The organism is Edaphobacter aggregans DSM 19364 (assembly GCF_000745965.1).
GTDB lineage: Bacteria > Acidobacteriota > Terriglobia > Terriglobales > Acidobacteriaceae > Edaphobacter > Edaphobacter aggregans.
This window is the reverse complement of the sequence record NZ_JQKI01000057.1, coordinates 25,443-38,693: the sequence shown is the minus strand read 5'-3', so window position 1 is coordinate 38,693 and position 13,251 is coordinate 25,443. Positions and strand designations below refer to the sequence as shown.

Here is a 13,251-nt window from a genome sequence, read left to right as displayed (position 1 = left end):
TGCCGATCTGCCATACCGCCTTGGCGGAAAGCCCCAGGTTGGCTCCCACCGCAGGCGTGGACTGTCCCTGATCCAATTGACGCAAGGCCAAGGCGCGCAATGTCGTGCGTACCGACTGCAACCCGCCTCCTAACAACTGATCGATCTGCTGTCGATCTCGCTGCTTGAGTTCAATCTGAAGTCGTATGCCTCTGCTCACTCCCCAGATATACAGCCAGCACCAGAACCCAACAAGCGCCTACATTGGTTACCTATACATGCGGCCACAGTACTAGATCAGCATCTTTTGAACCCCAATTACTAACCTCGCCACCGTCAAAGATGAACGTGCTTTGGCCGTAATGAGTAAAGCCGTCGAAAACAATGGAGCTGCCCAAGGGAAGTGGTTTTGCCGGTCTCGCGGGTGAAGCAGTAGGTTGGGAGCTAACTGACACTTCAGCAGCTTTTATTGGAGTATCCCGAAGGGCATTGCGCAGCGCAATATACGAATCCGCTTGCTGATCGCATGGCTTGACAATCGTTGCGAAGCGGAGGTCTGCACAAGCGAAGCGCGGAAGATTAGGGTGCCTCTTGCGCGCGCCAGAGGCGGAGCTTCTGAGCATACCGGGGAGATGCTTTACAAAACAGACCGGAGACATGCATTACAGCGAAGCGGAACCCCGATGGTTCCACAGCTTTGGTCTTACGCACGATGATGCGGTATGCCCTGGAAAGTGAGCCGTATCGTGGATCAACGCCTGCAGTTTCTGTCGAGCTACCAAAAGGAGGAGATGTCAGTTTCGGATCTCTGCCGTGAGTTCGGACAGCAACGCTCGTCGTTTTCCTACTCGAATTGACATCTATCTTATTGAAAATAAAAGGTAACAGCGTAACATTTACAGCTGGAGACTGTGCAAAGGACAATTCAGGTGCAATCTTTGCATGAACAAAAAACCGGATCACAAGGGGAGATAGTCAATGCAACTCCACCGTTTCGCCGTACAAAGGTTGAGGCCGTTGCTGCTGCTTTTCGTTTTGTTCGGAATGTTCGGCCTTGTAATGAGCTGGGCACAAACCGCCACCGGAACGATTACCGGAACTGTCACCGATTCGAGCGGAAGAGTCGTCACAAATGCGCAAATTGTTGTCCAGAACCAGGCGACCAACTTGGCATACAAGGCGCAGAGTCTACAGGACGGCACCTATACGGTCCCACTCTTGCCCGTCGGCAACTACGAGATCACGGTCACCGCACCGGGGTTCCAGACCTTTCACCAAACTTCGGCAACACTCGACGTGGCACAACGGCTTCGAATCGATGCAGGACTAGTTGTCGGAGCAGCAAACCAGACGGTCACGGTCACCTCCGAAGAACCGCCACTACAAACTGAGGAGTCCTCCCTCGGCAACGTGATGGGAGGGCATAGCATCCGCGAGCTTCCTCTGAATGGCCGTCAGCCCTTCACTCTGGTACTGCTGATTCCCGGAGTTCAGACGACCTCCCTTAGCTCGAATGGATTTGCCGATGCCAGCAACCAGGGTTTTTCACGGCTGAAAATAAACGGCGGCTCAACCACCGGAAACCAGTTCCTGCTCGATGGCGCGATGGACACCCTTCCCACGATCAATGAAGTTTCAGTCGTCCCCATGGTCGATTCCATCGCGGAGTTCCGCGTCATGACGAACACCCTGCCGGCCGAGTTTGGCCAGACCTCGGGCGGAGTCGTCAACCTCGCGACCAAAACCGGAACCAACGATCTGCACGGAACGGCATATGAATTTGTTCGCAACGATGTTCTGAATGCCATCAACCGCTTCGCGGTAGTGAACGCAGCGACGGGTTCGGCAAAACCAAAACTGCGTTACAACCAGTTCGGCGGAACAGTCGGGGGTCCTGTGTGGATTCCCAAGATCTATAACGGGCACGATAGAACCTTCTTTTTCTTCGGCTATGAACAGTGGCACCAGCGCAGCGCCAGCCTCAGTTACAGCACCGTGCCCACGCAGCTACAGCGTTCGGGGGACTTTTCGCAGACCTATACCAGCACCGGCGCTTTGATTCCGATATACGATCCGAACTCGACCGCACCGAATCCGGCCGGCAATGGCTTCGTCCGCACCCAGTTTATGGGCAACGCCATTCAGTCGAACAGGATGGATCCGCTCTCGCTTGCCGTGCTCAAATACATTCCGCTTCCGAATGTCACTCCGCAGAACCCTTATACAAACGCAAACAATTTCTTTTCGTCTGCCGCCGGGGCCATTGATCAGGATGTCATTGCCATTCGCGGAGACCATCGAATCAGCTCGAGCGACAGTGTCTTCGTTCGCTATGCGGGCAATCTGAACGAAACCCACTCACCTGGAAACGGGCTCGGGATCTCTGATCCCTCGGCCCGCAATGACACTCGCAAGAACTACAACTTGGCCATCGGTGAGACGCACACGTTCTCGCCGACCATTCTCAATGAGCTAAGGATAAGCTTCGTGCGCCAGCATCTCACCTATCTTGCGCCGAGCGTAGGTGGCGACTGGCCACGGCAACTGGGCTTTCCTTCCATCATTCCCGACACTGAATTTCCTTCCGTGGCGATCTCCGGCATGATCAGCACCGGCAACACCAGTCCACCCTCTGTCGGAGTTCGCGTCGGCACTGTGATTCAGTTCGCGGACGGCATAACCTGGGTGAGAGGCAAGCACACGTTCAAATTTGGCTTTGAGGACCACATCTCGCGCTACAACCAGCAGCAGCAGAACTATCCCTCCGGTCAGTTCACCTTCAGCGGCGCGCAGACCGCCAATCCGCAGGCGTCGGGCGGCACAGGCTTCGGATTTGCCGACTTCCTGCTCGGACAAGTGGGAAGCGGGCAACTGACCATCAACCCTGGCTTTTCCGTGAACTCGTGGGCCGGGGGTGTCTATGCCCAGGACGACTACAAGATCAGGAACAATCTAACATTCAACATCGGCATTCGTTACGAGCTTTTCGGGCCGCCAACCGAACGGCACAATATGTTCTCGACCTTCGACCCGACAGTGATCAATCCGGAAACCGGCATGCTCGGAGAGATGGTCTATGCCGGCGTCACGGCGCCGAGAAGCTACGTACACTACGGCTACCCCTATTTCGCGCCCCGGTTTGGATTTGCGTACTCCCCTAACTCTCGTACGGTTGTGCGTGGGGGTGGCGCCATGATCTACAACCCCGTGGAGTCGGCTGACATTCATCAGACCAACAACACTGCGATCGGCTTTTCCGCGACGAATACCTTCTCTTCATCCGGACCGTACGCTGCTTTCCAGTTCAACCAGGGACCATCCTCGTTGATTGCTCCGATTGGCGCAGCCGGAGGGCCTACGGCGTATCGGGGACAAAGCGTTTACTTCCAGGAGCACGATACGACTGTTCCCTACGTCATACAGTGGAATCTGACCGTGCAGCGCGCACTGCCCGGACAGTGGACCGTTTCAGCAGGATATGTAGGTAGTCACGGTGTCAGGCTTTTGGGTGGGAACTACGCGTACAACCAGCTCGACCCAAGTTATTGGGCCACCTACGGCTCGAAGCTGCAGAACCAGGTCCCCAATCCATTCTTTGGCCAAATCTCGACCGGTCCCCTATCGGGCCCTACGATCAGCCAGAGCCAGGCGTTGCTTCCGCTACCTGATTATCAAAGCATTACTACTCTTGCCCGTCATGGTGCCAACAGTATCTGGCACGGCCTGGAGGCAACTGCAGAGCATCGTTATTCGCATGGGCTGACCATCCTGGTGTCGTACACCAAAAGCAAGCTGATCGACGATTCCAGCTCGAGCGACAGTGGCGAAAGCATCGATGGCGCCTTCAGAATCGGCCGCTATAACCCCCATCTTGACCGTTCGCTCGATAGCAACGATGTATCTCAGAACCTGGCCGTCAGCGGCGTATGGCAGCTGCCTTTTGGAGAGAACTCGCATGGGTGGCGCTATCTCGCCATCGGTGGATGGCAGTTGAATGGCCTTATGGCTTGGCAGACCGGGTTTCCATTAACTATCACTGGCTCGAATAACTTCACTGGTACTCCTTATCCGAACCTCGCGGGTAATCCGACGCTGTCCGCTTCGAAGCGAAGTGTAAAGCAGTGGTTTAATACCAACGCATTTGCAAAACCCGCCGATTACACGCTTGGAAATGCGCCGAGAACACTGCCGGCAACCCGCGGGCCGAATTACACCAACGCTAACGCATCGCTCACCAAGAATTTCAGGCTCCGGGAGAACGTGATTCTGCAGTGCAGAGCAGAAGTATTCAACGTGTTCAACCACCCCCAGCTCGGCATGCCGAATACTGGCTTTTCTCCAAATTCCAGCGGCGTGAATACGAACTCTCTATTCGGTACCATCAACAGCGCGCTCGATCCACGAAGTATCCAGCTTGGTATGCACTTGGGCTGGTAGTGATCCTGTATCCGGCGCGCAAACCGCCTTACAAAACATCGTCCCTACTAACAAGACACCCACGGCATTGCCCGGACACAGGGTTTGGCCGTCGGTCATACCTGAGGAGAATCATGAACCGAGCTGCACGGCTGAAAGTTTTCCTATTCTTTATGATTGCCGGGCCGTTGCTTTTGCCCTTGGAACTCTATGCGGTGAATCCCAAACCTTTCGATCTCGTTGTCTACGGCGCGACCGCCAGCGGCGTAGCAACAGCGGTTGCTGCGGCCCGTGAAGGCCTGCATGTGGCTTTGGTCGATCCTGGGCATCACGTCGGGGGCATGGTCTCGGGAGGCCTCAGCTTATCCGATGTGGGAAGGCAGGAGGTGATCGGTGGAATATCGAGAGAGTTCTTCGAGCGGGTGGGCCACCACTACAACCAGCCTATTGAATGGAACTTTGAACCGCACGTTGCCGAGGAGGTCTTCAACGACATGTTGCGCGAGGCGAAGGTCACGACGATCTTCGATCAGAGGCTACGCGAAAAGACCGGCGTTACGAAAAATGGGGACATAATCGCCGCTATCACGCTGATGGATGGAGAAATCCTGAGCGCTAAGGTATTCGCAGATACCACTTATGAAGGTGATTTGATGGCTCAGGCCGGAGTGGCTTATACCTGGGGACGGGAGAGCACATCTGACTACGGAGAATCGTTCGCCGGAGTACGCGGCAAGCAGAGGCCGGATCACCATTTCAATGTTCGCGTTTCTCCCTATACCGCCAGTGGATCCCTGCTGCCTGAGGTATCTCTCGGGCCTAAAGGGAAAATAGGACAGGGGGATAAGAAGGTACAGGCGTACGGCTTCAGAATGTGTTTGACCAACAATAAAGAAGACAAAATTCCGTATCCCAAGCCTGACAACTACAACCCGCATCGATATGAACTGCTGAAGCGTCTCATAACGGCGCTCACTGAGGCAAAAGGCCATCCGCCGGCGATGCGCGAGATGATGATCGTCTCGCCGCTGAAGGGCCATAAGTTCGACATCAACAACTTCGGCGGATTTTCCACGGACCATATTGGTGCAAACTGGGACTATCCAACAGCCGATTACAAGCGTCAGGCAGAGATATGGAAGGATCACTATAACTACGACGCAGGCTTCTTCTATTTTCTGGCCAATGATCCGAGCGTTCCTGCGCCTCTCCGCAACGAGGTCAATGAATATGGCCTTGCGAAAGATGAATTTACCGACAACCATAACTGGCCCTGGCAACTTTACATTCGCGAAAGTCGCCGCATGGTGGGAAGGTATGTAATGACGCAAGACGATATTGAGCACAATCTTGCTAAGCCAGACTCGATTGGGATGGGTTCTTATCCGAGCGATTCGCATCATGTGGAAAGAATTCCCACTCCGGACGGTGCGGTTGAGAACGAAGGGGAAATGTCTGACGCGACAGAGCCATACCAAATTCCTTACCGAATGATCCTCCCCAAAGGCGGCGAGGCCGGCAATCTTCTCGTTCCCGTTTGTTTCTCGGCAAGCCATGTGGCGTATTCCACCATTCGCATGGAGCCGCAATATATGATCATCGGGCAGGCAGCAGGCGTCGCAGCAGCAATCGCAGTGCGCCATATTCTGCCGGTCGGGGAGATCCCGATTCCGGAGTTGCAGAAGCGCCTGCTGGAGGAGCGGGCAGTCTTGTCTTTGCCTTTCGCTGCGCAAACACCTCCGCAGGATCATGCTACTGCAAAGGAAAACGCCGTAGCGGTCGACATGGTGTGGCAGACAGCGAACGCAAAATTCGACAAACAACGCAACGAAATCCTGGAGACAGTACTTAAGGAATCCACCATAGGTCCTTTTCAGCCTGACTGGCAGTCGCTCTCTCATTACGAGGTGCCAGAATGGTACAAGGATGCGAAGTTTGGAATTTTCATTCATTGGGGTGTGTACTCGGTTCCAGCATTCGGCAACGAGTGGTATCCGCGTGAGATGTACATCGAAGGCTCCGAGGCGAACAAACATCACCGTTCCACGTATGGCCCGCTGACTACGTTAGGCTACAAAGATTTCATTCCCATGTTCAAGGCCGAGAAATTCGATCCACAAGCATGGGCTAGGCTTTTTAAGGCGGCGGGGGCTCGCTATGTTGTTCCGGTTTTTGAGCACCATGATGGCTTTGCAATGTATGACAGTCAGCTGTCTGATTGGACTGCTAAGAAGATGGGGCCGAAACGCGACATAGATGGAGAGCTCGCTGCCGCGATACGTGCGGAGGGTTTGCATTTCGGAGCGTCATCGCACCGAATCGAACATGACTGGTTTATGGAGGGCGGACGCAAACAGGATTCCGATGTCAACGATCCGAAGTACGCGGCGTTCTATGGTCCCGCGCATGTAAGGGAGCAAGCTATAACTGATCCACTTTCGGAGGACTGGACATATGTAAGCCTCGCGTATGCACAGGACTGGGTGGCGCGCAATGCGGAGATTGTGCAGAAATATCATCCAGAACTCATCTTCTTCGACTGGTGGATCGGTCAGCCGTCTGTGCGACCATATCTCGCGGAGTTTGCCGCCTACTACTACAATGAATCTTCGAAGTACGGTCCGGTGGGCATTATCAATTACAAGTTGGTTGACATGGAAAAGCACTCTGCCGTACTGGACATCGAGCGAGGGCAGACCTCTACAATCTTGCCAACTGTATGGCAGACCGATACATCGGTTAGCAATAAATCCTGGGGATATATTGAAAACGATACCTTTAAAACTCCAGACTTCATCGTGCACCAACTGGCGGATGTGGTAAGCAAGAATGGCAATTTACTGTTGAATATCGGGCCGCGCGCGGATGGCACAATTCCGGATGAAGTGCAGAAGGTGCTACTCGAAGTAGGCGGCTGGCTCAAGATAAACGGAGATGCCATCTACGGTACCCGCCCGTGGACATCATTTGGCGAGGGGCCTACGGAGACCAGGGCCGGCTCGTTCCACGATACAGACTCCGCGCAGTACACGCCGCAGGATTTCCGGTTTACTACCCACGGTAGCGATCTATACGCCATCGAGATGGCTTGGCCTGCAAACGGAGAGGCAGTGATTGGATCGCTGAGGAAAGGCATTGCGGGCGCGCGCAATATAAATCGCGTTACCCTGCTGGGGTATTCGAAGGCGTTGACCTTTCAACAGCGATCAGACGGTTTGCACATTAGTGTTCCGGCTGAAGCTCCCGGCAAATATGCCTATTCCTTTCGCATAGGTTTCGAGGACGCGACGCGGGAATAGTCAATTTGAGCCAAACTACTGCTTCATTAATTTCAACTTCAGGAAATCCATGCATCTGATCAACAGGAGAAATCTGCTCAAGAGGATGCCCTGTCTCCTCGCTTCAAGCTGTGCGAAGCAGCTCAAAGCCTTTACATGGCCGCTCCCCGCGCTTGAGACATTAGAGACGGACCCGGACGACGGCCTGGCACAACCCTCGTGGCTGCAATCAGCTGTCTTCTATCAAGTTTATCCGCAGAGCTTCTATGACTCCGATGCTGATGGCATTGGTGATTTGATTGGCCTGATTTCGAAGTTGGACTACATTCGATCTTTGGGATGTAATTCAATATGGCTCAATCCAGTGTTCGAATCTCCGTTTGGAGATGCGGGGTATGATGTCGCGGATTTCTTTCGCGTTGCGTCGCGGTATGGAACGAACGATGATATCCGGGTGCTAGCAATCGAAGCGCACAGACGCGGAATGAGAGTCTGTCTCGACCTAGTTGCGGGTCATACTTCGGTACAGCATCCATGGTTTCGCCAATCGATGGAGGCCAATGCCAATGAGTTCAGTGATTGGTATATTTGGATGCCCGCGGACGAGGCGGTGGCCAACTCCTTCGCTCCGCCGGGAGGTTTCACGTCGAGGCATCGCCCTGAGCACTACCTCTCTAACTTCTTTTCTTTTCAGCCGGCATTGAACTATGGCTATTTCAAGCCAGACCCATCGAAGCCGTGGCAACGCTCCATGCACGATCCTGTTTGTCGGGTAGTCCAGGAGAATCTAAGACAGGTAATGAAATTCTGGCTGCAACTTGGGGTGGATGGATTTCGTGTAGATATGGCCTCATCGATCATTCGCAACGATCCAGATGGAGAGGGCATCCGCCAATTGTGGAAGGAGAACAGAAAGTGGCTTCATGCGCATGATCCAGAAGCTGTTCTCATTTCCGAGTGGGGGCACCCTGCCGCGTCGATCCCAGCAGGTTTCGATATAGATTTTCTACTCCACTTCGGACAGCCAGCGTACATCGACCTGGTTGGTCCTGGGAGCAAGCCAGATGGACCGAGCCGCAAGCCGGATGCATTCTTTGAGAGGTCTGGAAATGGAGATGCTACCCGGTTCGTCGAAAACTATATGGCGAACTACATGCCGACGCGAGGTTTCGGTTATGTCTCGTTGCCGACTGGCAATCACGATTTTCCACGGCTGACATGGGGGCGTGAGGAAAGAGAAGTGCGAGTCGTGTTTACCATGCTGCTGACAATGCCGGGAGTACCGTTTCTGTATTACGGCGATGAGATCGGAATGCGCTTTCTTGAACAGGCACCGGAAAAGGAAGGCGCGAATCGTGCCGGCCTGCGAGCAGGCTCGCGCACGCCAATGCAATGGTCTACCGCCAGGAACGCAGGTTTTTCAGAGGCCCCCGCTGGAGACCTCTACCTTCCGATTGATCCGGATCCGGATCGTCCCACGGTCGAGGCACAAGAGAGAACACCTGACTCCATGCTGAAACTCACTCGAAAGTTGCTTCAACTGCGTCGAGATATACCGGCTCTTTCCAACACTGGTGATTTCAAGGTCTTGTATGCGGAACGTTATAAGGTACCCTTCGTCTATGAGCGAAGTTTCGGAAGACAGCGCGTGATCGTTGCCGTAAATCCAAGTTCAAGACCCTCACATGTTCTGCTGTCAGGTATTAAAGCAAATATTCCATTATTGGTACAGGAGGCCAAGTTGACCGGCGGAGTCCTTGAGATGGAGCCAGTATCATTTGGTGTTTTCTTAACTGAGGATTAAGTGCGGTCCCATATCTCGCCGGGGACGGTAAGCTCGAACCTGCAAGATTACCAAAATGTGTTCAGACTTCTGCCCACGCGGAGATCGCCGAGACGAGAAAGTCAAGCTGTGTCCGGCTACTATGCGGACTTGGTGGTGCTGCATTGAGACCTCGTGAAAGCGCATCGGGAAGAAATCTTGAAGACGCGGGTACCCGCAGGGCTGCAGTCGCTATGTTTTCCCGGCAGACAATGACTGCTCTCGTATGTGCCTGCGACTTTTCAAAGTTTAGACCGCTCATAGACTGGAACAACAACATGGGGTGGGTCACAATGCCTTATGACGTGCCTTCGAAGAAGTACCTGATGGTCACAACGGATAGCGGAACGACGGGCTCGAAGTTCAATATCTACATTCTCGAATCGAGCAGCTTGACTGGACCCTGGAAGCTCGTCGTCTACATGCGGAGCTTCGGTGAACAAGGTTACTTCGCAAACTCAAAGTTCATCTCTCAAGACGGTAGGACGGTCTGGCTCTCGTACTCGGCCAATATACAAACCATTACAAGCCCGATCCGCTGGGCAAATGGGTATTGGCGGTGCTTACAAGGAGTTCATTTGCTCGGGCGGCAGAAGGTGCGTTCGGAACGCGCTCGATGAGGAAAATAGGAGAGATTCGGGACATGTGCAGGCGATTGAACATTGAGGAAAACCTTGCTCGATACGGTTTTGAGCTGCTTCTTCCCAGGCTTGTCGTAATTTGCAAAAGAATACGCTCAAGGCCGTTTTCCATTGCGATGCTCGTCTTGGGGTTTGCATTTTCTCCAGTTGCCGTGGCTGCAGGTGAGCCGCAGGTCGCTGTCACAGCTTCCAGCATCGCTCCCCAGCATCTTCGTCTTGAGTCTCTCGATAGTCCCATTGGCCTCGACGCTCTAACGCCACGTTTCAGTTGGACGCTGGAGGCGGCGAATCCCGCTGCACGAGATCTTTCTCAATCCGCATATCGTATTCTCGTCGCATCGTCCAAGAGTATGCTGGCGCGAGATGAGGCTGACGTCTGGGACTCTGGGCGCGTCGCTTCCAGCAATTTTATTGAGGTACATTACGCCGGTTCCGCTCTTAAATCGCACACGACCTATTGCTGGAAACTGCGTGTCTGGGATCAGGCCGGTAAGGGATCTGCATGGAGCGAGCCAGCGTCTTGGACGACTGCCCTTCTTCATCCATCAGATTGGTCTGCGAAGTGGATTGCGGCCGGGCCAAACCAGTATATTCAGGCAGAGGCACTCGAGCACCATGGCAAGAACACTGACTCGACCCAGGCGCTCCCGATCTTCCGGCACGAATTCCGCGTCGATAAACCAGTCAAGAAGGCCATCGTGTATGTTTCAGGGCTAGGTCAGTATGAGCTTCACCTCAACGGAAGGAATGTAACCGACACCGAACTCAATCCAGGCTGGACGAACTATCGCAAGACGGTGCTTTATAATACGTATGATCTTACCTCCCTGCTGCGACAAGGCCGCAATAGCTTTGGCGTCATGATTGGCAGAGGAATGTACGATGTGCCCGAAACGAAAGGGCGCTACACAAAGTTCATTGGTACATTTGGCGAGCCGAAACTGATCCTTCAAATGCACGTACTCTACACCGACGGCTCTGAAGCGATAGTCGCGAGCGACAGGAGCTGGAAGATCACCTCGGGCCCGGTCACCTTCTCGTCCATCTATGGTGGCGAAGACTATGATGCGCGCAAGATACCGCCCGGCTGGGACTCACCAGGCTTTAAGGAATCCGGTTGGACGGCTGCAATCGAAGTGGCGGGACCAAATGGAGATCTCGCAAATCCCGGCCGTGCACTGTCCGGGCGTATCATCCCAAGCATCAAGGTCGTCCAGAGCTTCAATCCAACGAAAGTGACGGAACCCAGACCCGGGATACAGGTTTACGACCTCGGTCAGAACTTCTCTGGATGGCCGGCTATCACTGTGCGTGGCAAGCCTGGAAGTATCGTCAAGCTCATTCCCGGCGAACTCCTCGATGGACACGGCATGGTAACGCAGGCGAACGCCGGAGCAGACCCTGCTGCCCGTGTTCTCTTTTCGTACACGCTGAAAGGCTCTGGCATAGAGAAATGGCATCCACGCTTCAGCTATTACGGATTCCGGTACGTACAGGTAGAGACAACATCAGGTGGGCCCACCTCTCGGGGCAAGCCCGTCCTGCTGTCCCTTGAGGGAAAATTTGTCCATGATGCCGTCCATGTCAACGGGAACTTTTCGTCGACAGTGGCTCTGTTCGATCAAATCCACAATCTAATCGACATGGCTATCCTCAGCAATATGGTCAGCGTGCTGACCGATTGCCCGACGCGGGAGAAGCTGGGCTGGCTGGAGCAGACGTATCTCGCCGGAGCCTCCATCATGTACAACTATGGCGTCTTGAAGCTGTATGAGAAAGTGGCCGACGATATGGCGGAGGCGCAATTACCTAACGGCTTCGTCCCAGCAATCTCCCCGGAGTACGTTGCCTTTGTGGATAGCAAAGGAATGAACACAAACTTCCGCGACTCTCCAGAGTGGGGAAGCGCGATCATCCTCAGCCCCTGGACTGCGTATCAGTTCTATGCAGACAAAGACATCCTTGCAAAACACTATGATGACATGCGACGGTACGCTCAATATCTACATGACAAGTCGCAGGGCAATATGCTGCACTATGGGCTGGGGGATTGGTATGACATCGGTCCACGTTTCCCAGGCGAATCCCAGTTGACCTCCAAAGGGTTGACCGCGACAGCCATTTATTTTCAAGACCTAACCATCTTGGCGCGTATAGCTCGGCTATTAGGGAGGGAAGCAGATGCCGTCAAAGATACAGCAGAAGCGCAGTTAGTTAAGGAGGCATTCAACAGGAATCTCTTCCACCCTGAAACGAACGAGTACGACCGTGGTAGCCAGACCGCAAATGCCATGTCCCTTGCCTTGGGACTTGTCCCGGAGGATCGCCGCCAGGCCGTTCTCGACAATTTGGTCAAAGACATTCGCAAGAATAATAACCACGTCACAGCGGGGGACATCGGCTTCCACTACGTTGTGCTGGCGCTAACGGATGGCAGTCGGTCCGACGTCTTGTACGACATGCTCTTGAGGACTGACCCTCCAAGTTACGGATACCAGCTCGCAAAGGGCGCCACGACGCTTACCGAAGCCTGGGATACCAATCATTCCAGCTCACAGAACCACTTTATGCTTGGTCATGCAGAGGAGTGGTTCTACCGTGGTCTCGCCGGCATTGATTTCGACATGAGCCGGCCATCACTGGAACAGATCACGATTCATCCCGCGATGGTGGGAGACATCCAGAGCGCATCGGCCAGCTTCCAGTCCATCTTGGGAACCATCAAGAGTTCTTGGAAACGCATCAACGGCAAATGGTCCCTCAGCGTTTCTATTCCTCCCGGTGCAACGGCAACAATTTATCTTCCAAGCGATCTACAACCTGTCAGCGGTAGTGAATTTCCACCAAACGATGCAGAAGCCACCAAAGCACTTACAGGAAACAACGGTACTAAACCGAAACATATAGGTTCCGGCCAATACCACTTCGGCGCTAATCCCTGATACCTATTCTCGGGCTCGGAAAACATCTTAAGACACTTTATCCCGAAAACTGTCCCACAGATGGGGACGTATCCAATATGTAGGTCAGGTTTCGCAAATGGAGTCACAAAATTAAAGGATTGCGTCAATCCGTGATGACGATCGTCGGTGTGGTGGAAGATGAAATCCAGGGA

At 53.8% G+C, this 13,251-nt stretch carries 5 protein-coding genes; all 5 read left to right on the top strand.

The annotated features are described in order from the left end of the window. Positions 1 to 1,038 precede the first annotated feature (1,038 nt). The gene (locus Q363_RS19725) at positions 1,039 to 4,416 is read left to right on the top strand and encodes a TonB-dependent receptor (protein WP_169747050.1); all 3,378 of its coding nucleotides are present in this window, start codon (positions 1,039 to 1,041) and stop codon (positions 4,414 to 4,416) included. A 113-nt stretch (positions 4,417 to 4,529) separates the two neighbouring features. Further along, positions 4,530 to 7,694 (top strand): FAD-dependent oxidoreductase, encoded by a 3,165-nt coding sequence (locus Q363_RS38600; protein WP_157467207.1) that lies wholly within the window; start codon positions 4,530 to 4,532, stop codon positions 7,692 to 7,694. A 49-nt stretch (positions 7,695 to 7,743) separates the two neighbouring features. Beyond that, positions 7,744 to 9,477 (top strand): alpha-amylase family glycosyl hydrolase, encoded by a 1,734-nt coding sequence (locus tag Q363_RS19715; protein ID WP_051979029.1) that lies wholly within the window; start codon positions 7,744 to 7,746, stop codon positions 9,475 to 9,477. 296 nt (positions 9,478 to 9,773) lie between these two features. After that, positions 9,774 to 10,115, top strand: coding sequence for a hypothetical protein (locus Q363_RS19710; RefSeq protein WP_035353787.1), 342 nt, complete (start codon positions 9,774 to 9,776; stop codon positions 10,113 to 10,115). Positions 10,116 to 10,150: 35 nt separating this feature from the next. After that, positions 10,151 to 13,078, top strand: a complete 2,928-nt coding sequence (locus Q363_RS19705) for a family 78 glycoside hydrolase catalytic domain (protein WP_169747049.1) — start codon at positions 10,151 to 10,153, stop codon at positions 13,076 to 13,078. Positions 13,079 to 13,251 lie beyond the last annotated feature (173 nt).